Source organism: Uruburuella suis, from assembly GCF_022870845.1.
Classification (GTDB): Bacteria; Pseudomonadota; Gammaproteobacteria; order Burkholderiales; family Neisseriaceae; genus Neisseria; species Neisseria suis.
This window is the reverse complement of sequence record NZ_CP091507.1, coordinates 701618-724215: the sequence shown is the minus strand read 5'-3', so window position 1 is coordinate 724215 and position 22598 is coordinate 701618. Positions and strand designations below refer to the sequence as shown.

The 22598-nt window shown below is 53.9% G+C and carries 21 protein-coding genes and 2 tRNA genes; 15 read left to right on the top strand and 8 right to left on the bottom strand.

Annotated features, from left to right (window positions below):
- Window positions 1-204 precede the first annotated feature (204 nt).
- The 3 genes from rng to cysE all read left to right on the top strand — a co-directional run bounded on the left by rng (window position 205) and on the right by cysE (window position 3454).
- A complete protein-coding gene (gene rng, locus LVJ78_RS03205; RefSeq protein WP_132954673.1) occupies window positions 205-1698 on the top strand; it encodes a ribonuclease G in 1494 nt (497 codons plus the stop codon).
- A 144-nt stretch (window positions 1699-1842) separates the two neighbouring features.
- The gene (gene thiM / locus LVJ78_RS03200; RefSeq protein ID WP_165870937.1) at window positions 1843-2643 is read left to right on the top strand and encodes a hydroxyethylthiazole kinase; all 801 of its coding nucleotides are present in this window, start codon (window positions 1843-1845) and stop codon (window positions 2641-2643) included.
- Window positions 2644-2665: 22 nt separating this feature from the next.
- Entirely contained in the window at window positions 2666-3454 is a 789-nt protein-coding gene (gene cysE / locus LVJ78_RS03195) for a serine O-acetyltransferase (RefSeq protein WP_424580121.1), read from the top strand.
- Between the two features lie 140 nt (window positions 3455-3594).
- Here the strand turns inward: cysE and LVJ78_RS03190 are convergent, their stop codons facing one another.
- The 4 genes from LVJ78_RS03190 to glyQ form a co-directional block, all read right to left on the bottom strand.
- Window positions 3595-4140, bottom strand: a complete 546-nt coding sequence (locus tag LVJ78_RS03190; RefSeq protein WP_132954675.1) for a lipocalin family protein — start codon at window positions 4138-4140, stop codon at window positions 3595-3597.
- Window positions 4141-4676: 536 nt separating this feature from the next.
- A complete protein-coding gene (glyS, locus tag LVJ78_RS03185; RefSeq protein WP_132954676.1) occupies window positions 4677-6737 on the bottom strand; it encodes a glycine--tRNA ligase subunit beta in 2061 nt (686 codons plus the stop codon).
- 37 nt (window positions 6738-6774) lie between these two features.
- Window positions 6775-7563 (bottom strand): type II toxin-antitoxin system death-on-curing family toxin, encoded by a 789-nt coding sequence (locus LVJ78_RS03180; protein WP_243650394.1) that lies wholly within the window; start codon window positions 7561-7563, stop codon window positions 6775-6777.
- Between the two features lie 259 nt (window positions 7564-7822).
- Window positions 7823-8728 carry a glycine--tRNA ligase subunit alpha gene (gene glyQ, locus LVJ78_RS03175; protein ID WP_132954678.1) on the bottom strand — a complete coding sequence of 302 codons (906 nt, stop codon included), beginning with the start codon at window positions 8726-8728 and terminating at the stop codon, window positions 7823-7825.
- A 148-nt stretch (window positions 8729-8876) separates the two neighbouring features.
- On the opposite strand from glyQ, the gene LVJ78_RS03170 reads away from it, so the two are divergent.
- From LVJ78_RS03170 to LVJ78_RS03160, 3 genes are all read left to right on the top strand, one after another.
- Window positions 8877-9458 carry an OmpA family protein gene (locus LVJ78_RS03170; RefSeq protein WP_132954679.1) on the top strand — a complete coding sequence of 194 codons (582 nt, stop codon included), beginning with the start codon at window positions 8877-8879 and terminating at the stop codon, window positions 9456-9458.
- 352 nt (window positions 9459-9810) lie between these two features.
- Window positions 9811-10158 (top strand): helix-turn-helix domain-containing protein, encoded by a 348-nt coding sequence (locus tag LVJ78_RS03165; RefSeq protein ID WP_244802582.1) that lies wholly within the window; start codon window positions 9811-9813, stop codon window positions 10156-10158.
- On the top strand, window positions 10047-10964 hold the full coding sequence (locus LVJ78_RS03160; protein WP_342345066.1) for an IS3 family transposase: 918 nt from the start codon (window positions 10047-10049) through the stop codon (window positions 10962-10964). The genes LVJ78_RS03165 and LVJ78_RS03160 overlap by 112 nt, the downstream gene beginning before the upstream one ends.
- Before the next feature lie 117 nt (window positions 10965-11081).
- On the opposite strand, the gene LVJ78_RS03155 is transcribed toward LVJ78_RS03160, so the two are convergent.
- The 4 genes from LVJ78_RS03155 to LVJ78_RS03140 all read right to left on the bottom strand — a co-directional run bounded on the left by LVJ78_RS03155 (window position 11082) and on the right by LVJ78_RS03140 (window position 14519).
- Window positions 11082-11158: transfer RNA gene (locus LVJ78_RS03155), tRNA-Asp, on the bottom strand.
- Between the two features lie 11 nt (window positions 11159-11169).
- A tRNA-Val gene (locus LVJ78_RS03150) sits at window positions 11170-11245 on the bottom strand.
- A 79-nt stretch (window positions 11246-11324) separates the two neighbouring features.
- The gene (locus LVJ78_RS03145; protein ID WP_132954705.1) at window positions 11325-13304 is read right to left on the bottom strand and encodes a cation:proton antiporter domain-containing protein; all 1980 of its coding nucleotides are present in this window, start codon (window positions 13302-13304) and stop codon (window positions 11325-11327) included.
- Between the two features lie 276 nt (window positions 13305-13580).
- Window positions 13581-14519 carry a dihydroorotate oxidase gene (locus LVJ78_RS03140; RefSeq protein ID WP_132954704.1) on the bottom strand — a complete coding sequence of 313 codons (939 nt, stop codon included), beginning with the start codon at window positions 14517-14519 and terminating at the stop codon, window positions 13581-13583.
- Between the two features lie 253 nt (window positions 14520-14772).
- On the opposite strand from LVJ78_RS03140, the gene LVJ78_RS03135 reads away from it, so the two are divergent.
- The 9 genes from LVJ78_RS03135 to rfbC all read left to right on the top strand — a co-directional run bounded on the left by LVJ78_RS03135 (window position 14773) and on the right by rfbC (window position 22596).
- Window positions 14773-15657 (top strand): DegV family protein, encoded by an 885-nt coding sequence (locus LVJ78_RS03135; protein ID WP_165870940.1) that lies wholly within the window; start codon window positions 14773-14775, stop codon window positions 15655-15657.
- 96 nt (window positions 15658-15753) lie between these two features.
- Window positions 15754-16605 (top strand): mechanosensitive ion channel family protein, encoded by an 852-nt coding sequence (locus LVJ78_RS03130; protein ID WP_132954702.1) that lies wholly within the window; start codon window positions 15754-15756, stop codon window positions 16603-16605.
- 58 nt (window positions 16606-16663) lie between these two features.
- The gene (locus tag LVJ78_RS03125; RefSeq protein WP_132954701.1) at window positions 16664-17116 is read left to right on the top strand and encodes a DUF7832 domain-containing protein; all 453 of its coding nucleotides are present in this window, start codon (window positions 16664-16666) and stop codon (window positions 17114-17116) included.
- A 138-nt stretch (window positions 17117-17254) separates the two neighbouring features.
- Window positions 17255-18265, top strand: a complete 1011-nt coding sequence (locus tag LVJ78_RS03120) for a WaaS/CpsH family glycosyltransferase (RefSeq protein WP_132954700.1) — start codon at window positions 17255-17257, stop codon at window positions 18263-18265.
- Window positions 18266-18345: 80 nt separating this feature from the next.
- Entirely contained in the window at window positions 18346-19182 is an 837-nt protein-coding gene (locus LVJ78_RS03115; RefSeq protein WP_132954699.1) for a glycosyltransferase family 2 protein, read from the top strand.
- 41 nt (window positions 19183-19223) lie between these two features.
- The gene (locus tag LVJ78_RS03110; protein WP_165870939.1) at window positions 19224-20024 is read left to right on the top strand and encodes a glycosyltransferase family 32 protein; all 801 of its coding nucleotides are present in this window, start codon (window positions 19224-19226) and stop codon (window positions 20022-20024) included.
- 33 nt (window positions 20025-20057) lie between these two features.
- On the top strand, window positions 20058-21128 hold the full coding sequence (gene rffG / locus LVJ78_RS03105) for a dTDP-glucose 4,6-dehydratase (RefSeq protein WP_132954697.1): 1071 nt from the start codon (window positions 20058-20060) through the stop codon (window positions 21126-21128).
- Window positions 21125-22003: a glucose-1-phosphate thymidylyltransferase RfbA gene (gene rfbA, locus LVJ78_RS03100; protein WP_132954696.1), complete on the top strand. Its 879-nt coding sequence runs from the start codon at window positions 21125-21127 to the stop codon at window positions 22001-22003. Before rffG ends, rfbA begins: the two co-directional genes overlap by 4 nt.
- Window positions 22004-22053: 50 nt before the next feature.
- The gene (gene rfbC, locus LVJ78_RS03095; RefSeq protein WP_132954695.1) at window positions 22054-22596 is read left to right on the top strand and encodes a dTDP-4-dehydrorhamnose 3,5-epimerase; all 543 of its coding nucleotides are present in this window, start codon (window positions 22054-22056) and stop codon (window positions 22594-22596) included.
- The last annotated feature ends 2 nt before the right edge of the window (window positions 22597-22598 follow it).

The window sequence follows — 22598 nt, the reverse complement described above, 5'->3', positions numbered from 1 at the left end:
AATGCAGCAAACCCTTTTTCAGACGGCCTCACAATAGAACGCAGGCCGTCTGAAAAGCACACAGCCGATTGGCGCAAACAAGCGCTTTCAGGTATGATTCAACAGCTTTGCCCACCACGCCCGCGCCCGACACAAACACTTTTGCAATCGGCTTTCCCGCCCCGAGAGCCGATTGCAAAAGTTTTTAAAATTCAGAGAGTTATTATGTTATCCAGCATTCCCCTGCCGAAAGGCATCGTCAGGCCGCCTGAAACCGTGCTTGTCAACATCACGCCGCAGGAAACCCGCGTAGCCATGCTCGAAGAAAACAATATTTGCGAGCTGCACATCGAGCGCAACAGCGGCCACGGCTTGGTGGGCAATATTTATTTGGGCGTGGTGCGGCGCGTGCTGCCCGGCATGCAGAGCGCTTTTATCGACATCGGCTTGGAGCGGGCGGCTTTTCTGCACATTGTCGACGTGCTCGAGCAGCGCCAAAACCCGGAAGAAACCCAGCGCATCGAGCACATGCTGTTTGAAGGCCAATCGGTGCTGGTTCAAGTAATTAAAGATCCAATCAACACCAAAGGCGCGCGCCTTTCCACCCAGATTTCGCTGGCCGGGCGCTTTCTCGTGCACCTGCCGCAAGACGAGCACATCGGCATTTCGCAGCGCATCGAAGACGAAAACGAGCGCAACAGCCTGCGCGAGCGGCTCAACAATCTCTTAGCCGCCGATGCCTGCCACGGCTACATTATCCGCACCAGCGCCGAAACCGCCACCGATGCCGAATTGCAGGCCGATATCGACTACCTCACCAAAGTATGGGCGCACATCCGCCACCAAGCCAAAACGCGCCCGCCCGAAACCCTGCTTTATCAAGATCTGCCGCTGCCCTTGCGCGTGTTGCGCGATATGTTCAACGACAACACCCGTGAAATTTTGGTCGATTCCACCGAAAATTATCTGCGCATGCGCGAATTTGCCGGCCAATATGTGCAGGGCGCGGTGGATAAAATCCAGCTTTTCAAGGGCGAGCGCCCCTTGTTTGAAACCCACAACATCGAGCAGGAAATCAACCGCGCCCTGCAACCGCGCGTCAACCTCAATTTCGGCAGCTATCTGATTATCGAAGCCACCGAAGCCATGACCACCATTGATGTAAACACCGGCGGCTTTGTGGGCGCGCGCAATTTCGACGAAACCATTTTCAAAACCAACCTCGAAGCCTGCCACGCCATCGCCCGCGAATTGCGCCTGCGCAACCTCGGCGGCATCATCATCATCGACTTTATCGACATGGCGCTCGAGAGCCACCGCGAAGCCGTGTTGCAGGAATTGGCCAAAGCGCTGGGCTTCGACCGCACCCGCGTCACCCTCAACGGCTTCACCAGCTTAGGGTTGGTGGAGCTCACCCGCAAACGCACGCGCGAAAACCTCAACCATGTGTTGTGTGAAACCTGCCCCACCTGCCAAGGCAGAGGCCATCTGAAAACCGCACAAACCGTGTGCTACGAAATCCAACGCGAAATCGTGCGCGAAGCGCGCCGCTACGATGCCCAAAGCTTCCGCATTCTCGCCGCGCCCAGCGTGATTGATTTATTTCTCGACGAAGAATCGCAATCGCTGGCCATGCTGGTCGATTTCATCGGCAAGCCGATTTCGCTGGCGGTGGAAACCGCTTACACGCAGGAGCAATACGATATTGTGTTGTTATAATTCAAAGGCCGTCTGAACACGTTTTCAGACGGCCTTTTGATGACACAATGGCAAGCCTATTCCAAGCATATTCAATCATGCGCGGTGTACAGCCGCCGCGCTCTATGTTATACAATAGCTCAAACCATCACATCAGGAGAAGCCATGGCTCTGCCCGTTGCCCGTTTTGCCGCCGCCGTGCGCGCCCGCAACCCGCTGATTCACAGCATCACCAACTATGTGGTTGCCTCTTTTCAAGCCAATGCCTTAAGCGCATTGGGCGCATCGCCGATTATGGCCGACGAGCCGGAAGAAGCCGCCAAGCTCACCGGCCTTTCAGACGGCCTGGTGGTCAACATCGGCACCCTCAACCAACACAGCATCAACGCCATGTATCTGTCGGCACAAGCCGCCTACCGCAAGAATATTCCGCGCGTGCTCGACCCGGTGGGCGTGGGCGCTTCTTATTTGCGCCAACACACCGTGCACGAATTGCTGCAATTGTTCCGCTTCAGCGCCATACGCGGCAATGCCGGCGAAATCGCCTTTTTAGCCCAAGCCGGCCACCGCAGCAAAGGCATTGATGCCGGCGCACTCGAAGCTGACCCGCTTCAAATCGCCCAAACCGTGGCCCGCCGCTACCAAAGCATCGTGGTGATGACCGGCGCCGAAGATTACATTACCGACGGCCGCACCACTTATCTGTGCCGCAACGGCCACCCGATGATGGCTGTGCTGGTGGGCACAGGCTGCATTGCTTCTGCCGTGGTGGGGGCTTTTATTGCCGCACATAACCACAATATGCTCGAAGCGGCCGCTGCGGCCATCTCGTTTTACGGGCTGTGCGGCGAAACCGCCGCCGCCTCGGCACAAGGCCCCGGCAGCCTGCAAACCCTGTTGCTCGACAACCTCTACCACCTGCCCCGCGAAGCGATGGATCAAGGCTGCCGCCTTATCCGCCTCTAAACCCTTTCAGACGGCCTTTATTATGAACGACCACATCACCTCCGCCCATTTCGACTTATGGCAAACCATACGCAGCGAAGCCGCCGCCGCGGCCGCCGCCGAGCCCATGCTGGCCAGCTTTCTGCACCTCACCGTGCTGCGCCACCATTCGCTCGACCGCGTGCTGGCCTTTCATCTTTCCAGCAAACTTTCCAGCCCGATTATGGATGCCCGCGCCCTGTTTGAAGTGTATCTGCAAGCGCTGCAAAGCGATGGCGATATCATCAAAGCCGTGGAAAAAGACATTCTCGCCTGCTACGAGCGCGACCCGGCCTGCGACGAATATTCGCTGCCCCTGCTTTATTTCAAAGGCTTCCATGCCGTGCAGGCGCACCGCATCAACCATTGGCTGTGGCAGCAAGGCCGCAAAACCCTAGCCTATTTCCTACAAAACCGCTCATCTGAAGTGTTCGGCACCGACATCCACCCCGCCGCCCGCTTCGGCCACGGCCTGATGCTCGACCACGCCACCGGCTTTGTGGTGGGTGAAACCGCCACGCTGGGCAACGACATTTCCATTCTGCACGGCGTAACCCTCGGCGGCTCAGGCAAAGAGAGCGGCGACAGGCACCCGAAAGTGGGCGATGGCGTGATGATAGGCGCCAACGCCTCCGTGCTCGGCAACATCCGCATCGGCGAATATTCCAAAGTGGGCGCCGGCAGCGTGGTGGTGGCCGATGTGCCGCCGCATTCCACCGTGGTGGGCGTGCCGGCCAAAACCGTGGGCAAATCGGTGGACAAACCGGCCGCGGAAATGGATCAGCGCATTTAGGGGCTGCTCACCATTCATCACGCGGCAATCTTTTGATTCAAAACGTGCTTTTGCACCAAGGCCGTCTGAAACGTTAACATTTCAGACGGCCTTGGTTTTACCAAACAGCTTCACCTGCCCAGAAAAAGCCTCGCCGGCCATCAATTCGGATTGCGGATCAAACCATCCAAATCATAACCCTGCTCGCGTGCCGTATCCAAATAGCGCTGATACACCGCCTCATCAATATCCGGCGTGCGCGAAAGCAGCCACAAATATTTGCGGTCGGGCGTGCCCACCAGCGCGGTTTGATACGATTCATCCAAGCGCAAAATCCAGTATGAAGCCTTGCCGAACGGCAGCCAACGCAGGCCTTTGGGCAGGAAAGTAACCTTCAGCTTGCTGCCGCCCGCATCCGCCGCCTTAGCCAGCCCTGTTGCCTCTATCATTTCGCCGTCTGCCTTGCGGCAGCGGTTCAACACCGTGACGCTGCGGTTTTCATTCAAGCGGTAATCGGCGGTAACATCGCGCACGCAATCGTTTTGAAACCGCATCGGCAAGCGGGCGATTTCATGCCAACGCCCCATATAACGCGGCACGTCCACCTCGGCCACGGTGGCCGGCGGCGCGGCAGTTTCGGCCGCAACGGCAGGCTGGATAAGCGCGGCACCCAATATCCATGCCGACAATAACGCAGTTTTTTTCATGATATTCCTTTACAGATTAATCAAGGCCGTCTGAAAAAGTTCAGATGCGCCCATCCTACGCGTTTCATGCCGCGCCAACAATCCCGCCATGCCGCTTGCAGAGGCTGATTTGAAAAATATTGATTTGGCAATTCAATATTAAACATTGTCGGCTCGCCGCCTTGCACTCTTTTACCCATTCAAAAAAGTAAGCCAACAAGGCGGCGAGCCTGCGACAGTACAGATATAGTAAAATGCAAGAAAAAGTGACACGAAATGCATTCTGAAACAGCGTAGGTTGGGCTGCCAAACCCAACGTTTCAGACGGCTTGTGGATTTGTTGGGTTTACAACCCAACCTACCCGCTGCTGAACTGCTTTTATTTTGTAAGGTTATTTTTTAGAATTGGTTTTAGGTTATTTTTTGGATTGGTATGACTTTATTGAATGAGTATAAAAGTCAGGCCGTCTGAATGTTCAGACGGCCTGTATCTTTATTGCCTATGCTGAAAAATGCACGGCGCACCTACGCAGGCACGCGCATTCAGGCGCTTTCGCTTATTCGCCCAAAAGTGCAATATCGGCCACAGCGTTCATTTGCTGCGCCAATTGATTGAGCAGATTCAAACGGTTTTGCTTCACCGCCGCATCGTCTGCCATCACCATCACACCGTCGAAAAAGGTATCCACTTGCGGCTTGATGGCGGCCAATTCGGTTAAGGCCGTCTGAAAGTCTTGCTTGGCCAGCGCGGCTTCGATTTTCGGCGCCAAGGCTTGCGCGGCGGCAAGCAAGGCTTTTTCTTCGTTTTGCTGCAACAAAGCCTCGTTCACCGCGCCCAATCCGGCATCGGCTTTTTTAAGCAGGTTGTGTACGCGCTTGTTGGCGGCAGCCAGCGCGGCGGCTTCGGGCAGCGCTTTGAAGGCGGCCACAGCGTTCAGACGGCCTTCGATATCGCCCAAGCGCTGCGGCGCTTTGGCCAATACCGCCGCCACCACGTCTTGCGGATAATCGTTTTGCAGCAGCACCGCCAAACGCGCCTGCATAAAGTCGGCCACTTCGGCAGGCGTTTTCGGGTTGAGCACGCCGGCGGGGAAGCTGCCAAAGGCCGTCTGAATCAAATCAGCCGCGTTCAAATCGTATTGCATCAGCATACGCAACACGCCCAAAGCAGCGCGGCGCAAGGCATATGGGTCTTTATCGCCGGTGGGCACCAGGCCGATGCCCCAAATGCCGACCAAGGTTTCGAGCTTGTCGGCCAGCGACACGGCGGTGGCAATCTTGCCTTCGGGCAATGCATCGCCGGCGAAGCGCGGCTGGTAATGCTGCTCGATGGCGGCGGCGATTTCTTCACTTTCACCATCCAAGCGGGCATAGTATTTGCCCATCGTGCCTTGCAGCTCGGGAAATTCGCCCACCATTTCGGTAACCAAATCGGCCTTGGCCAAACGCGCGGCGCGCTCGGCCACGGCCACATCGGCGCCCAGCGCTTTGGCGATGCTGCCGGCAATGCTCGTCAAGCGGCTGATGCGCTCGGCCTGATTGCCGATTTTGTTGTGATACACCACGTTTTCGAGCTTGGGCAGGCGGCTTTCGAGCGTGGCTTTTTGGTCTTGCTTGTAGAAAAATTCGGCATCGGAAAGGCGCGCGCGCAACACGCGTTCGTTGCCGTGGATGATATGGCTCGGGTCTGCAGCTTGCAGGTTGGACACCAGCAAAAAGCGGTTCATCAGCTTGCCATCAGCATCGAGCAGCGGAAAATATTTTTGGTTTTGCTGCATGGTGAGAATCAGGCATTCTTGCGGCACTTGCAAAAAGTGCGCTTCAAAGCCCGCTTCGAGCACCACCGGCCATTCCACCAAAGCGGTTACTTCATCCAGCAGCGCTTCATCGGCGGCCACGGTGGCATTCAGACGGCCTGCCTGCTCATTCAAAGCGGCTTGAATGGCGGCTTTGCGTTCGGCAAACGAAGCAATCACTTTGCCCTGCGTGCGCATTTGCTCGGCATAAGCATCGGCATCGGCAAACACAATTTGGCCGTCTGAAAGAAAACGGTGGCCGAGCGTGGCGTTTTGGCTGCTCAAGCCCAACACTTCGGCGGCCACGGTGTCGGCACCGTGCATCACCACTAGGCCGTGCACCGGGCGCACGAACGTATGCGTGCTGCTGCCCCAGCGCATCACTTTCGGAATCGGCAGCTTTTTCACCGCCTGCGCCAAAATTTCGCTGATTAATGCGCTCAAGGGCTGGCCTTTTTGCGTGTATTCATAGGCATACACATCTTGCTTGCCATCATTAACGATGCTGAGCGCGGCAATTTCCGCGCCGCACGAACGGGCGAAACCTTCCAACGCTTTGGTAGGCGCACCGTCTTTCATACCCGCCGCCACCGCCGGGCCTTTTTTCACCACTCGGCGGTCGGCCTGCACGGCTTTAACGTTTTTCACCTGCACGGCCAAGCGGCGCGGCGAAGCATAAGCAGTGAAATCGGCCTCGCCGTCGATCAATTGCTCTTTTTCCAGCGCTTCGGCCACAGAAGCGGCCAAGCTGTTGCCCAACAGGTTGAGGGCTTTGAGCGGCAGCTCTTCGGTGCGCAGTTCGATTAATAAGGTTTGGGTCATGGTTAAACTTTCTGTTGCTTAGTATTGGGTTTGCTGTTCAGACGGCCTGTTGCAGCATGTGCATCATCAGGCGGATTAAGGTTTCTTTCTGTTTGGGGTCGGATTCGGCCACCAATAAAGTTAAAGCGGCCAAGCCGGTGTCGTTTATTACAGCCTGCCCGCTTCTGTTCAATAATCTGTCATTTCGATGCAGAAAATCGACAAACAAAAACGCGCCGCTGCGTTTGTTGCCGTCTGAAAACGGATGGTTTTTGACGACAAAATACAATAAATGCGCGGCTTTGCTTTCAATGCTGGGGTAGGCCGGTTCGCCGAACACACTTTGCTCCAAATTGCCAAGCAGCGCATCCAAACCGTCGCCGCGCTCGCGGGCGAATAAATCAGTGGCTTCGCCACGCGCCATCAGTTGCTGTTTCAGCGCAGCCAAGGCGGTGCGGGCTTCAATTGCTGATGGCAATGCGCCGCCGTTTTCGCCTTTCGGCTCGCCCAGCAAGCCTTCATCGTATTGCTGCAACCACAAAAAAGTTTGTGTGTAGCGGCTGACGATATCTACCAAGCCGCGTCCGCTTTCCAGCGTTAATTCGGGTGAGGCGGCGGTTTTCTGAATCAGCGCGAGGGCTTGCTCCAGCTCGGCGGCGTTTTGCTGCAAACGCTTTTGGTTGAGCGCATAGCCTTTAAGCAGGTAGTCTTTCAGGCGGGCGGTTGCCCAGATGCGGAATTGAGTGCCTTGCTTGGACCTCACCCGATAACCAACTGAAATAATAACATCAAGATTATAAAGATTAGTTGGTTTGGTAGAAAAATCGGAAATACCGATTTTTCTCATTGATGTTTCTTCTTCCAACTCTTTTTCTTTATAAATATTAAGAATATGTTCGTTAACCGTAGAGCGTGATTTTTGAAATAAGTGAACCATATCATCAATGCTCAGCCATACGCTCTCTTGTTCAAAGCGAACATCTACCTGCGTTTGCCCGTCTTGGGTTTGATAAATTTCAATTGGCCGGTTCATTAATCATTCCCCAAAATATTTCAAATTGGCTGGCTATTCGCAAGCTGAGATACCAAACAGCCAGTCTGAATCATTACACCGTTTTATTTTTAATCAGCGGATAGCCCAAGGCTTCGCGGCTTTCGACAAATTTTTGCGCCACGATGCGGCTGAGGTTGCGGATGCGGCCGATATAGGTGGCGCGCTCGGTCACGGAAATGGCGCCGCGCGCATCAAGCATATTGAAAGTGTGGCCGGCTTTGAGCACTTGCTCGTAAGCGGGCAGAATCAGGCTGGCGTTTTCGATTTCGAGCAGGCGGCGGGCTTCGGCTTCGAAATTATTGAAGTTTTGCAGCAGCAAATCCACGTTGGCATATTCGAAATTATAAGTGGATTGCTCCACTTCGTTTTGATGGTAAACATCGCCGTAGGTCACGGTTTGGCCGTCGGGCGTGTGCGCCCACACGAGGTCATACACGTTTTCCACGCCTTGCAGATACATGGCCAAGCGCTCGATGCCGTAGGTGATTTCACCGAGCACGGGCGTGCAATCGATGCCGCCCACTTGCTGGAAATAGGTAAATTGGGTCACTTCCATGCCGTTGAGCCACACTTCCCAGCCCAAGCCCCAAGCGCCGAGGGTGGGATTTTCCCAATCGTCTTCCACAAAGCGGATGTCGTGCTCCAGCGGCGAAATACCCAATTCTTTCAATGAATCGAGATACAGCTCTTGGATATTCTCAGGTGCGGGTTTGAGGGCGACCTGGAATTGGTAATAATGTTGCAAGCGGTTGGGGTTGTCGCCGTAGCGGCCGTCTTTGGGGCGGCGGCTGGGCTGCACATAGGCGGCAAACCACGGCTCGGGGCCGAGCGCGCGCAGGCAGGTGGCGGGGTGGCTCGTGCCGGCGCCCACTTCCATATCGAAAGGTTGCAGCACCACGCAGCCTTGCGCGGCCCAGAAATTTTGTAATTTGAAGATGATTTGTTGGAATGTCAGCATGTTTGCCCTGCCCGATAGGAAATGCGTATAAAGGCAGCATTTTACTGCGTTGACGGGGGCTTGAACAGGGATTTAGCTGTTACAGGCGGGATAAGTTGGGTATAATGCCGAAGTTTGTTGTCCGTTTGATGTTTTTAGGGAGAGTGGAATGAATGAAGAAGAAAATAAAGAGCAGCGCTTGGCGCTGTTGCTGCCCGCAGCGGCAGTGGGCTTGACCACTGCGGCAGTGGTGTTTTTCTCGGTGTGGGGCTGGCAAACCGGCAAAATCGAGGGCGCACCGGCGGCTTCTGAAGTGGTTGTGGTAGAAGAAAGCGTAACCGAAGTGGTGGTGGCCGACGAAATGGCTTCCGCTGCCAGCAGCCCGGCCGATGCGATTTTGGCCGCTGATGCGCAAAATAATGATGCCGCCAAAGTGGTGGTGGAAAACGGCGTGGTGAAATTCTACTTTGCCACCGGCAAAGCCGATTTGGCGCAAGGTGCCGATGAAGCGCTGCAAGATGTGCTCGCCGGTGCCAAAGAAGGCAAAAAAGCGGTGATTTCCGGCTTTCACGACGACACCGGCAACCGTGCGCAAAATGAAGAATTATCCAAACAGCGCGCATTTGCCGTGCGCGATGCCTTGCTGGCGCTGGGCGTGCCCGAGTCGCAAATCGAATTGCGCAAGCCCGAAAGCACCGAGGGCAGCGGCAACAATGCCGAAGCCCGCCGCGTAGAAGTGGTGCTGGAATAAAAAGGCAGAAATAAAAAACACCGGTTTACAGCCGGTGTTTTTTATGGTGCGACATCAGTCAAACAAACCGTAAAAAATAAGATAAAAGGCCGTCTGAAAAACTTTCAGACGGCCTTTGGTTCGTAGGCAGGATTCTTGAATCCGACACTTGTTCGGCAGAACAAACCACGCACATTGCTTTAACCGATGGCCAAACGTCGGATTAGAATCCAACCTACACAGATGGTGCTGTCGAACTGCTTTTATTTTGTAAGCTTATTTTTTTGAATGGGCAAAAGGCCGTCCGAAAAAACTTGAACTGCACCCCAAAAGTTGGACACCCCCATCCAACCCATAAAGGTGCAGTTTTCTTATGAACAAATATACCGTAGACTTCAAATACCAAGCCGTTATGCATTACTATTGCATTCGAAGCCAGCAGCTCACCGCCGACGCATTTCGAATGTCCCGCACCCACCTACGCCGCTGGATTGCCGCCTACGAACACGGCGGACTCGCGGCACTCGAGCATCCCCAAGCCATGGCCGACAAAAAAACCAACCCCTTTATTGCCGACAAACCCGATAAAGAAAAAACACAGGATGAGCTATTGCAAGAAGTGGGCTACCTCAGAGCCGAGGTCGCCTATCTAAAAAAGCTCGAAGCCCTTTTTCCTCAGAAGACAGCAACGCCAAAAAAGCGCAAATCATCGAAGCATTAAGGGCAAAGCATCCCCTCAAATACCTTCTCCCCGCCGCAAAGATAGAGCGAAGCAGCTTTTACTTCAGCCGGAAGCGCAACCAGAAGCCCGACAAAGACCTGGCCGACATGCAAACCGTTCGTGCCGTTTACGACCAACACAAAGGCCGTTACGGCGCCCGCCGTATTGCCGCCGCCTTATCGTGGAACAAGAAAAAAGCAGAACGGCTGATGAAAAAAATGAATTTAAAAGCCATTGTCCGAGAGAAGCGAAAATACTACCCGCCGGCCATGGGCGAAGTGTCCGAAAACCTGCTGAACCGCAACTTCAGCGCCGAGAAGCCCGATGAAAAGTGGCTGACCGATGTGACCGAGTTTAAATGCGACGGCCAAAAGCTGTATCTGTCGCCGATACTGGACCTGTATAACCGCGAAATCCGCAGCTACCACCTATCGCGCCGCCCCAACAGCGAAATGGTGGCCACCATGCTGTCGCAGGCCGTGGCGCAACTGGGCGCGCAAAAGCCGATGCTGCACTCCGACCAAGGCGTGCTCTACCGCTGCCGCGCCTACCGCGCGCAATTGGCAGAAGCCGAAATCACCCAAAGCATGTCGCGCAAAGGCAACTGCTGGGACAATGCGCCGATGGAGAGCTTTTTTGCGGTGCTGAAAACGGAATGCTTCCACAACCGCACATTTGCTTCGATAGAGGCATTGGAAGCGGAAATACACGAGTATATCCGCTACTACAACCATGAAAGATTGAGTTTGAAATTGAAAAAACTGAGTCCTGTGGCATACAGAACCCAGTTTGCAACCGCCGCTTGAAGAATGATTGATTTAGTGGCTTAAAAATGTCCAAGATTGTGGGGGCAGTTCAACTTTCAGACGGCCTTTGGCGTAAATGCAAAAAAGCACCGCCATTGCGGTGCTTTTTTATCGGGTTGGCGGAGTGGACGGGACTCGAACCCGCGACCCCCGGCGTGACAGGCCGGTATTCTAACCAACTGAACTACCACTCCGCACAAAAAAATGGTGGGTGATGACGGAGTCGAACCGCCGACATTCTGCTTGTAAGGCAGACGCTCTACCAACTGAGCTAATCACCCGTTTTCTTTCGCGCTTATCGCTGCGAAGACAGGATTAAACCAAAATCCGGCCGCCCGCGCAAGCAAATTTTGCACTGATTTAACCCTCTCCTTGTAATGCCCAGTTTTCAAAAGAGATTATTTTTTCTTTATGACCGGCCACCACCAAAATATCATCGCCTTCCAAGCAAAAGTCTGTGTCAAATTGCTGGATTTGATGCATATGGCGGCGCACCGACAATAATTTGACATTCAAATGCTGCAAGGGCAGCTCATCAATGTGCCGGCCCACGGCATGGGCGGCCTCGGGTAGAGTAAAGGCATAGCGGCTGATGCTGTTGCGTTCGTCGTAAAAGCCGGCTTCGTCATCGCTGCCCACAAACAAATCTTCCAGCATGGCATAGCGGCTGCGGCGGATGTTCATGATAATCTGATGCACGTTTTGATAGGAAATGCCCGCGCCGAGCAAGGCATAGGCGGCCAGCGCGAGGCTGGTTTCTTTGGTGTCGGACACGGCTTCTTCTGCGCCCATTTGCGTAAAGGTTTGCAGATAATCATCGCTGGTGGCGCGCACATGCACGGGCATGGTGGGATGCATGTGCATGATGGTGTCGATCACATGGCGGCTTTCATGCATATTGTTGAGCGTAATCACCACCATTTTGGCACGCGCCAAGCCGGCCGCTTCGAGCACTTCGCGCCGCTTGGCATCGCCAAACGACACCGGCTCGCCGGCGCTGCGGGCAATCTGCACCCGCTCGGCATCCATATCGAGCGCGTAATAAGGGATATTTTCCTGCGCCAAAATCCGGCCTATGGTTTGGCCGCCGCGCCCATAGCCCACAATCAGAATGTGCTCGGATTTATTCATAGTGGCGATGAGCATGTTTTGCAGATCGACAGCTTTCATATCCCAGCTTGATTTCACCAGCCGCGCCACCACGCGCTCGCTGCTGTTGAGAATAAAGGGTGCTAATATCATCGAAATCAAAATCGCAGCGGTGGCGGCCTGCTCCAATTCGCCGGAAAGCAGGTTCAGCCCGTGCGACACCGCCAAAATTACAAAGCCGAATTCGCCGCCCTGCGCCAGATACATTGATGCTTTCAGGCTGTCGGCCACGTTGTGGCGCATATAGCGTGCCAGCGCAAACACAATCAGCCCTTTGAGCAGCAGCAAAATGGCCAGCAGCATCAGCACCAGCTGCCAACCTTCAAAAAGCGCGCCGATATCCAGCTTCATGCCGACGGTGATAAAGAAAAAGCCGAGCAGAATATCGCGAAACGGGCGGATATCGTCTTCCACCTGAAAGCGGTATTCCGTTTCTGAGAGCAGCATACCGGCCACAAACGCGCCCAATGCCAGCGACAAGCCTTCCAGCTCGGTGAGATAGGCCACGCCCAAAGTAACCAACAACACGTTGATCATAAAAAGTTCAGACGATTTTTGCCGCGCCACCAGCCGAAACCAAGGTGTCATCACGCGGTTGCCGATCACAAACAGCAAGCCCAGCGTGGCCGCCATTTTCACAAACGCAATCCCCAGCGCCATCCACAAACTATCCTGATTACCACCGGCAAGCGCGGGCAAAAGAATCATCAGCGGCACCACGGCAATATCCTGCATCAGCAGCACGCCCATCGCCATTTGCCCGTGCGGCTGCCCCAATTCGGTTTTCTCGGAAAGAATGCGGCTCACAATGGCGGTAGACGACATCGTCAGCGCGCCGGCCACAGCAAAAGCCCAGATAAACGGCGTGCCGGCCAGCATCAAAATGCCGAGTATGGAAACGATGGTGATCACCACCTGCATGCCGCCCAAGCCGAACACCAGCTTGCGCATCGCCCGAAGCTTGGGCAACGAAAATTCCAGCCCGATGCTGAACATCAAAAACACAATGCCGATTTCGCCCAGATAATCGGTGGCTGCGGTTTGCGGAATCAGGTGCAGCACGCCGGGGCCGGCCAAAAAGCCCACCAGCAGATAGCCGAGCATAGAGGGGATATTCAAACGGCGGCAAACGATTACCGTCAGCACGGCAACCAGCAATACGATCACAATCGGGGCGAGAGAAAAATGCATAATGGGTGCTCAGGCGCATCGGCCGGCGGCAAACCGCCAGCGCCGATATGGGGGAAAACATTGATTATATCCAACCGGGCGGCTGATGCGGGCGCATTGCATCACTTTATCCGCATATTTAAATGATTTATCAGCAAATGCTCGGGAAATAGATTGTTTTTTCAACAATCGTCAAAGGCGGCCTGCCATTCATCGCACAGCCATGCCGCTTGAATAAGGCCGTCTGAAACTTTCCTTTCAAACGGCCTTATTTCTATATCATGCTCACGCCCATGTTCACAAAGTTTTCAGACGGCCTCTAAAATCATCCAGCGTTTGATAGCCTTTGGCCGCCATGATTTCTTTCAATTCCCGCGTCAGCCGCGCAAACGCGCCTATGCCCTCTTCTTGCAGCGTGGTGCCGACCTGCACCATGCTCGCGCCGCAGAGAATGTGCTCAAACACATCGCTGCCGTTCACCACGCCGCCGGTGCCGATAATCTGGATTTCCGGCTTCAGCCGCTCGTAAAAAGCGCGCACATTGGCCAGCGCCGTGGGTTTTAAATAAACACCACCAATGCCGCCGAACCCGCCTTTGGGCTTGATCAACACGGCTTCGCTCGCCGCATCCACGCACAAGCCGTTGCCGATGCTGTTGACCGAATTCACATAAGCGAGCGGAAAGCGGTTGAGAATAGCGGCGATTTCATCAAAATGAATCAAATCGAAATAAGGCGGCAGCTTGATGCCCAAAGGCGCCTGATAAAGCGCAAACACCGCCTCCAAAATACGCGCCACCGCTTCGAAATCATAGCCGGTTTGCGGCTTGCCCGGCACATTGGGGCAGGAAAGGTTTAATTCGACAATGCCGGCAAAATCAGAAGCCTGCACCTGCCGGATCAGCGCCAAATCTTCTTCCACATTAAAGCCGGTAATCGATAAAAAATAACTTTTGCCGGGAAAATCACGCTGCGCCTGCGACACATAATCCAAATAATAAGCCAAGCCGTGATTGGGCAAACCCATCGAATTGATGCTGCCAAAAGGCACCGTGCAATAGCGCGGCTCGGGGTTGCCCGCCCTCGGTGCCAGTGTGGCGCTTTTGGTCACAAAAGTGGCGGCGGTCGATTGCTGCACGGCATCAAGCTCATGGGCGCTGTGGCAATACACGCCCGAGGCATTCATGATGCAGTTGGCAAAAACCGAGCCGGCAATTTGGGTTTGGGTGGAAATCACAAAACGCTCCTGGTGCAGATGAAAGATGGCGCAATCTAACATATTGTTGCAACAGAATTTATGATGAAGCGCAATGTAGCGCAAAATCATTCAAACGCTTGCTTTATTCTAAATCCCATTCAATGGCCGTCTGAAACAGCAAGCCGCCGCGCTTGCCGAAGCAGGGAAATCATTCCCAAATGGCATAGACAAAGCCCATACTACCGTTTATTATTTTAAAAAACCGATTATCTGTATGTTTAAGGGGAACATTGTGACGGGTTCATACGAGCTTTACCGCTGCGCCGTTTTATCCACTTCCACCGGCTCGCTCGACAGCATTCTCAGCCGCGACAGCCCGATTCAGATTCTGCGCCTCACACTCACCCTCGACGGCATCCGCTACACCGACGGGCTGGATTTAAAACCCGAAATCTTCTACCAATGGCTCTACCGCCACCCCGGCCGCGCCGTGCAAACCACGCCGCCCACGCCCGAATCTCTGCGCGAAACCTTCAGCTATCTGAAAGCACAGGGCTATCACGAAGCCATCGTCACCACCATCAGCCGGCGCATGAGCGAGAGCCATCAGATTATCCGCCAAGTGGCCGACGAAATGGCCGGAGAGCTCACCATCCATGTGCTCGACACCGGCGTGGCCGGCATGCCGGAAGGCTTTTTCGCACTCGAAGCCCTGCGCCTGCTCAAAAGCGGCCGCACCCCGGCGCAAACCATGGCGCATTTGGAGCAGCTCAAATCGCGCTGCGAAGTGGTGTTCAGCGTGCATTCGCTTCAGCAGCTCACCAACAGCGGCGGCCTGATGCGTATCGGCGCCATGTTTAGCGACCTGCTCGGCCTCAAACCCGTGTTTGCCTTTCGCAACAACACCCTGCGCAAAATCACCGTAGCCCGCAGCAGCGACCATCTGCTCGATGAAACCGTGGCCGCCGTGGCCGCGCGCATTGCCGGCAAAAATATCGATGATTTGGTGCTGTGCGGCATGTATTGCGGCAACCTCGAGCTCTACAACCGCTTTGCCAACAAGTTGCACAACCAAACCGGCCTGCATCTGCAAGGCATCCCGATTTCACCGGTGCTGGGCGCTTATATCGGCCCCGATGCCGTGGGCGTGGGCATTGTAGAGAAATTGCCCGAATAAGCCGCTTGCCTGTATAGTTTAGGCCGTCTGAAAACGTTCAGACGGCCTAAATACTTTTCCCATTACAACAACATAACTACCAACCGGAGCCGCACCATGTGGGCAGAAATCAGCGAATTCATCCAGCAAGGGCCGATACGCAGCGAAATCATTCAATCGGTGCTGCTGATTATCGGCGTGTTGCTCGTGCGCACCGTGATTCTGCAAACCCATTTCCGCCGCCACCCCGCCATGCAGATCGAAGACATGCGCCGCTGGGTGGTGGTGAGCCGCAACCTCACCCTGATTGCCTGCTTAATCGGCCTCATCAGCGTGTGGGCCGCGCAAATCCAAACCCTCGCGCTCTCGATGTTTGCCATTGCCGCGGCCATCGTGCTGGCCACCAAAGAGCTGATTATGTGCCTTTCCGGCAGCCTTTTGCGCAGCCTCACCAAGCAATATTCCGTGGGCGACTACATCGAAATCGGCGGCCTGCGCGGGCGCGTGGTCGATATCAACCTTTTCAACACGCTGATGATGCAGATCGGCCCCAATATTTTGGTGGGCCAGCTCAGCGGCAAAACCGTGTCTTTTCCCAACAGCCTGCTGCTGGCCCAATCGGTGCAACGCGACAATATATTGGGACCTTATGTGATCCACACTTTCGACATTCCCGTGCCGCTGGCCGTGGATCCCGATGCCGTGCTGCCGCCGCTGCAAGCCCTGCTCGAACAGCTTTGCGCCCCTTATGTGGCCGAAATCGAACAGCATCTGGCGCTGATTCAAACCCAAAAGCTCTTCATCACCCCCGCCGCACACCCGCGCCTGACCTGCGTGCCCCACGACGACAAAGTGTATAACCTCATCGTGCGCTTTGCCTGCCCGCTCTACAAAAGGCTGGAAATCCAGCAAAACCTCATCAGCGAATTTATGCGCGTGCAATACCGGCTGCTGCATCCGGCAGCATAAATGTTATAGAATGTTATAATTGATTTCCACCCTCAAGGCCGTCTGAAAGCGCACCGCCATGTATGACAACACCCGTTTCCACACCGACGAAAACTACCCCGCCGGCCTGCCCGCAGAAAACGCCGCCACCCACATCGGCATGTATTGGGCATGGGCGGCCTCGCAAAACCTGCACAACCCCGTGTGGCAAAGCGCGCCCGAGAGCGCCGAAGATTTCGCCGCCATGCAGGAAGGCCGGCTTAGCGGCGCCGAATTTCTACTGCGCCATATGGACGGCGCCCTGATGCGCGATGATTTCAACGAATTCGGCCAGCGCTTCACCTCGTTTTACTACGACGATGAAGAAGACGGCTACGGCAACTTTATGGCCGATTACGTCACCACCATGAACACCCCCGCGCTCGGCAGCTTTTATCATGTGGCCGACAACACAGAAAACCGCATCAAGCTCGAAGCCGTGTTTCAGACGGCCTTTGAGGCTTGGCAGCAATCATTGCGCCCGTCATCATAAAATGCCTTAATAGGCAACAAACACCTGTTAACAATAGCCATTTTTCTATACAATCCACTCTGTTATATTTGAAAACCCATACCATTCAAATCAAGGCACGGGCAGATTCGCCCGAGCCGCACTGCACCAGAATGCTTTATGAGCCAAACCATCATCCTTGCCATGCCTTATCTTTACGGGCTGGATTACTGCATAGAAAAAAACCTGCGCCATTACGGCTATGAAGTGGTGAACCTGTGTTATGACGACAGGCACTCTTACTACCCGAGCCTTGCCGCCCGTTTGCGCAACCTTTATCACAAACACATCACAAAAGACGGCAATTACAAAAAAAAACTGAAATTTTCCCGTCATCAAGCAGAAATAGAACACAAACTGGCCGCCTTGCACGAAAAAGCCGATTTCGCCCTCTGCATCCGCGCCAATATCTACCCCAAAGAAGTGATTGCCCAAATCCGCCAACATAGCCGCACCTGCATCAATTACCAATGGGACGGCATCGAGCGCTTTCCCGATATCTTGCAATACCTGCCCTACTTCGACCGCTTTTATGTGTTTGATCAATCAGATGCTGAAAAATACCGGCAATACGGCTTTCAAGCCATCACCAATTTTTATTTCGATTTCCCCATCGAGGCCGCCCCCGCAGCGCCCGCCGGCATTTATTTTTTGGGCGGCTACGAGGCCAACCGCGAGGCGGAAACGCGGCTGTTTATCGACACCGCACGCTGTTTGAATCTGCCGCTCGATTTTTATATCTACAGCAAAGACGAGCGCGCAGAAAAAGCCTTCGGCCAAGCCGGCATCACCTATCTGAACCAGCAAAGCGCGCTGACATTCGAGCAAAATCTGCAAAAAGTGCAGCAATGCGAAGTGGTGGTGGATTTTGTCAGCCCCGACCATCAAGGCCTTTCATTCCGCCTGTTTGATGCCTTGCGTTTTGATAAAAAAGTAATCACCACCAATCAGGCCGTTACCCGTTATGATTTTTATCGGCCGGAAAATATTTTTGTGTGGAATGGAACAGATCTGAGCGGGCTGGCCGATTTTCTCAGCCTGCCCTATCAAGCGATTGACCCAGAAATCAAAAAACGCTATTCGTTTAAAGGCTGGCTCGACCAAATTTTGGAAAACCGCCCATCTGCATAGCCGCCCCAATTGCTTCGCTTGCATTGCACAAAAAACATTACACCCACAAAACCAATAAAATCAAAATATAAGGAAAACGCATGAATCAACCTTTGGTGTCGGTGATTATCCCCTGCCACAACACCGCAGCCTACCTCACCGAAACATTAGAAAGCCTATTTGCCCAATCATTTGACCATTTCGAAGCCATTGCCATTGATGACGGCTCAAGCGACGACACGCTTGAAATATTGCAGCAATTTGCCGCCATCGATAAGCGTTTAACCGTGTTGAGCCAGGCCAATACTTATTGCGTGATTGCCCGCACCAATGCCATTGCCCGAGCCAAAGGCAAATATTTGGTCTGCCTGGATTCTGATGATAAATTAGCCGTTGATTATTTGAAAAAATGCGTGGCAATCGCAGAGTCAGACGAGCAATTGTCGGTGGTTTACAGCAAAGCCATGCTGTTTGACCGTGAAAACAAAGCCTGGGCGCTGCCCGAATTCCACACCAAAGATTTCTTGCTGAGCAATTGCATTTTTATCACCGCCTTAATCCGCAAAAGCCATTACGATGCCGTGGGCGGATTCGATACCGGCCTAACCATGTTTGAAGATTGGGATTTATTTATTTCGCTGGTTAAAAACCACGGCAAAATACACCGCATCAATGAGCCGCTTTTTTTCTACCGCCAGCGCCAAACCTGCTCTTCTGTTACCAATCAGGCCTCCAAGCAAAAATGGTCGGATAATCTGTTTAAGATTTATCAGAAGCACTATGCTTTTTATTGCAGCAACGGCCTTTATTTTCATGACTTAATGGCGGCACGCTTAAAACGCGAACAATATTATCAAAAGCCTTGGCGCAAATGGTTTTATAAATGCTTCAAGCCCGAAAAATATAAAATGTTGTGCGACAAATCACACTGCGCATAAAATATACTTTCAAAGCATTGATTAACGAAAGCACCACGCCGATGGGCAAATGGAAAACCAGCCTGAAATATCGCATAAACAAACTTTATAGCAAAATCGTGCCGTTTTCTTATCAGGCGGATAAATACCGACACACTTTTTTAGCTTCCACAGAGCTTGATGCCGGCCAAGCCGCATCATATCCGCCTGCGGAGCGGAAAATTTATGCATTCTGGACCGGCCGCAACCCAATGAGCGACAACCGCCGGCGCGGCATCACTTCTCTGCAAGCCGTTGCAGGTGTGCCCGTGGTGTTGGTTACGCCGGAAAACCTGCCGCAATTTATCCGGCCAAATGCCCCGCTGCACCCGGCTTTCGAATATTTATCGCTGGTGCATAAATCCGATTATCTGCGCTGCTATTTCATGCATTACTTGGGCGGCGGCTATAGTGACATCAAACCTTGCCGCCACAACTGGCTCGCATCATTCGAGCAATTGGAAGCAAGCCCGGCTTATGCAATCGGCTATCCCGAGCGCAAGCAAGACGGCTTGGCGCAAGTGGGCGGCGTTATCCAACAAGACATGAATCAATATTATTCTCAGATTATCGGCAATTGCGCCTATATCTTCCGCCCCGACACGCCGTTTACCCGCGCCTGGTATCGGGAATTACACTGCCGCATGGATTTTTATGCCAATAAGCTCAAACAACACCCTGGCAATATCATGGGCGATAACGAAGGCTATCCGATTCCTTGGACCCATATCTTGGGCGATATTTTCCACCCCCTGAATCTTAAATATATGGATAAAATATTGAAAGATTCCAGATTGCAACCTGTTTGTACCGATTACCGCTAATCATAAACGTTTAAACTATTAAAAAGCCCACTTATGAAAATCCTCATCACCGGCGGTGCCGGCTTTATCGGCTCGGCGCTTATCCGCCATATCATCCGGCACACCGACCACAGCGTGGTCAATGTAGACAAGCTCACTTATGCCGGCAATCTCGAGTCGCTCGAATCGGTGACCGCCAGCCCGCGCTATGCCTTCGAGCAGGTGGATATCTGCAACCGCGCCGAACTCGAACGCGTGTTTGTCGCACACCAACCCGATGCACTGATGCATTTGGCGGCGGAAAGCCATGTCGACCGCTCGATTGACGGTGCGGCGGCGTTTATCGAAACCAATATTGTCGGCACCTACACGCTTTTGGAAGCGGCGCGCGCTTATTGGCAGCAGATGCCGTCTGAAAAGCGCGATGCATTCCGCTTTCATCATATTTCCACCGATGAAGTGTATGGCGATTTGCACGGCAGCGATGATTTGTTTACCGAAACCACACCTTATGCGCCCAGCAGCCCTTATTCGGCCTCGAAAGCATCCAGCGATCATTTGGTGCGCGCTTGGCTGCGCACCTACGGCCTGCCCACATTAATCACCAATTGCTCCAACAATTATGGCCCCTATCATTTCCCCGAGAAACTGATTCCGCTGATGATTCTGAATGCGCTTTCAGGCAAACCTTTGCCGGTGTATGGCAACGGGCAACAAATCCGCGACTGGCTATTTGTGGAAGACCACGCGCGCGCGCTTTACACCGTGCTGATGCAGGGCGAAATCGGCGAAACCTATAATATCGGCGGCCATAATGAGCAGGCCAATATCGATGTGGTGCGCAGCATTTGCGCGCTACTGGAAGAAATGGCGCCGCAAAAACCGGCCGGCGTGGCAAACTATGCCGACTTAATCACTTTTGTGGCCGACCGCCCCGGCCACGATGTGCGCTATGCCATCGATGCGGGCAAAATCGGCCGCGAATTGGGCTGGCTGCCGCAGGAAACCTTTGAATCGGGCTTGCGCAAAACCGTGCGCTGGTATCTCGACAACCGCCCATGGTGGCGGCATGTGCTCGACGGCTCTTACCGCTTAGAGCGTTTGGGAGAAGGAGCAGCATCATGAAAGGCATTATTTTGGCAGGCGGCTCGGGCACGCGCCTTTATCCGGTCACGCGCGGCGTGTCCAAGCAATTGCTGTCGGTGTATAACAAGCCCATGATTTATTACCCGCTCTCAGTGCTGATGCTGGCCGGCATCCGCGAAGTGTTGGTGATTACCACGCCGGAAGATCAGGCCGCTTTCCGCCGCCTGCTCGGCGATGGCAGCGATTTCGGCATTCAAATCAGCTATGCTGCACAGCCCAGCCCCGACGGCTTGGCGCAGGCTTTTATTATCGGTGAAACATTTATCGGCGATGACAGCGTGTGTTTGGTGTTGGGCGACAATATTTTCTATGGCCAGTCGTTCAGCCAAAGCCTGCAAAAAGCCGCCGCACAAGCGCACGGTGCAACGGTGTTTGCCTATCAGGTGAAAGATCCGGAGCGCTTCGGCGTGGTGGAATTCAATCGTGATTTCAAAGCCTTGTCGATTGAAGAAAAGCCCGTGCAGCCGAAATCCGATTGGGCGGTGACCGGCCTTTATTTTTACGATAAGCGCGTGGTGGAATTTGCCAAGCAGGTGAGGCCGTCTGAACGCGGCGAGCTGGAAATCACCAGCATCAACCAAATGTATCTCGAAGACGGCTCGCTCAATGTGCAATTGCTCGGCCGCGGCTTTGCCTGGCTCGACACCGGCACGCACGAGAGCCTGCACCAAGCAGCATCTTTTGTGCAAACGGTGGAAGAATTGCAAAACCTGCAAATCGCCTGCTTAGAAGAAATCGCCTGGCGCAACGGCTGGCTTTCAGACGGCCAATTGGAAGCGCTGGCCGCGCCGATGTGCAAAAACGAATATGGCCGCTATCTGTTGCGCTTATTGAAAAACCGACATGGTCATTAAGTGAATTTAAATAAATCGCAGGCCGTCTGAAACATCAGAAAGCATGATTGATGAATATTATCCCCACCCGCATTCCCGACGTGAAAATCCTCGAGCCAAAAGTGTTCGGTGATGAGCGCGGCTTTTTTATGGAAACCTTCCGCGATGAATGGTTTCGGGCGAATATTGCTCCGCACACCTTTGTGCAGGAAAACCATTCCAAATCCGCCGCCGGTGTGTTGCGCGGCCTGCACTACCAAACCGAGCACACTCAGGGCAAGCTTGTGCGCGTGGTGGCCGGCGCCGTGTTTGATGTGGCCGTGGATTTGCGCCGCAAATCGCCCACCTTCGGGCAATGGGCAGGCGCCGTGCTCTCGGCGGCCAACAAGCACCAACTGTGGGTGCCCGAAGGCTTTGCCCACGGCTTTTATGTGTTGGGCGACGGCGCAGAATTCGTATACAAATGCACTAATTATTACCACCCCGAATCCGAGCAAAGCCTGCTGTGGAACGATGCCGCCCTCGCCATCGACTGGCCGCTCACCGGCGAGCCGCAACTGTCAGCCAAAGATATGGCGGGCAAACCTTTGAATCAAGCCGTTTTATTCGATTGAAT

What these genes read in the sequence shown, in the direction of transcription:
- rng (WP_132954673.1), top strand. Translation starts at nt 205, where the DNA reads ATGTTATCCAGCATTCCCCTGCCGAAAGGCATCGTCAGGCCGCCTGAA.
- LVJ78_RS03190 (WP_132954675.1), bottom strand. Translation starts at nt 4,140, where the DNA reads ATGAAAAAAACTGCGTTATTGTCGGCATGGATATTGGGTGCCGCGCTT.
- LVJ78_RS03115 (WP_132954699.1), top strand. Translation starts at nt 18,346, where the DNA reads ATGAATCAACCTTTGGTGTCGGTGATTATCCCCTGCCACAACACCGCA.
- LVJ78_RS03145 (WP_132954705.1), bottom strand. Translation starts at nt 13,304, where the DNA reads ATGCATTTTTCTCTCGCCCCGATTGTGATCGTATTGCTGGTTGCCGTG.
- rfbC (WP_132954695.1), top strand. Translation starts at nt 22,054, where the DNA reads ATGAATATTATCCCCACCCGCATTCCCGACGTGAAAATCCTCGAGCCA.
- thiM (WP_165870937.1), top strand. Translation starts at nt 1,843, where the DNA reads ATGGCTCTGCCCGTTGCCCGTTTTGCCGCCGCCGTGCGCGCCCGCAAC.
- rffG (WP_132954697.1), top strand. Translation starts at nt 20,058, where the DNA reads ATGAAAATCCTCATCACCGGCGGTGCCGGCTTTATCGGCTCGGCGCTT.
- LVJ78_RS03120 (WP_132954700.1), top strand. Translation starts at nt 17,255, where the DNA reads ATGAGCCAAACCATCATCCTTGCCATGCCTTATCTTTACGGGCTGGAT.
- LVJ78_RS03165 (WP_244802582.1), top strand. Translation starts at nt 9,811, where the DNA reads ATGAACAAATATACCGTAGACTTCAAATACCAAGCCGTTATGCATTAC.
- rfbA (WP_132954696.1), top strand. Translation starts at nt 21,125, where the DNA reads ATGAAAGGCATTATTTTGGCAGGCGGCTCGGGCACGCGCCTTTATCCG.
- cysE (WP_424580121.1), top strand. Translation starts at nt 2,666, where the DNA reads ATGAACGACCACATCACCTCCGCCCATTTCGACTTATGGCAAACCATA.
- glyS (WP_132954676.1), bottom strand. Translation starts at nt 6,737, where the DNA reads ATGACCCAAACCTTATTAATCGAACTGCGCACCGAAGAGCTGCCGCTC.
- LVJ78_RS03125 (WP_132954701.1), top strand. Translation starts at nt 16,664, where the DNA reads ATGTATGACAACACCCGTTTCCACACCGACGAAAACTACCCCGCCGGC.
- LVJ78_RS03110 (WP_165870939.1), top strand. Translation starts at nt 19,224, where the DNA reads ATGGGCAAATGGAAAACCAGCCTGAAATATCGCATAAACAAACTTTAT.
- LVJ78_RS03180 (WP_243650394.1), bottom strand. Translation starts at nt 7,563, where the DNA reads ATGAGAAAAATCGGTATTTCCGATTTTTCTACCAAACCAACTAATCTT.
- LVJ78_RS03130 (WP_132954702.1), top strand. Translation starts at nt 15,754, where the DNA reads ATGTGGGCAGAAATCAGCGAATTCATCCAGCAAGGGCCGATACGCAGC.
- LVJ78_RS03170 (WP_132954679.1), top strand. Translation starts at nt 8,877, where the DNA reads ATGAATGAAGAAGAAAATAAAGAGCAGCGCTTGGCGCTGTTGCTGCCC.
- glyQ (WP_132954678.1), bottom strand. Translation starts at nt 8,728, where the DNA reads ATGCTGACATTCCAACAAATCATCTTCAAATTACAAAATTTCTGGGCC.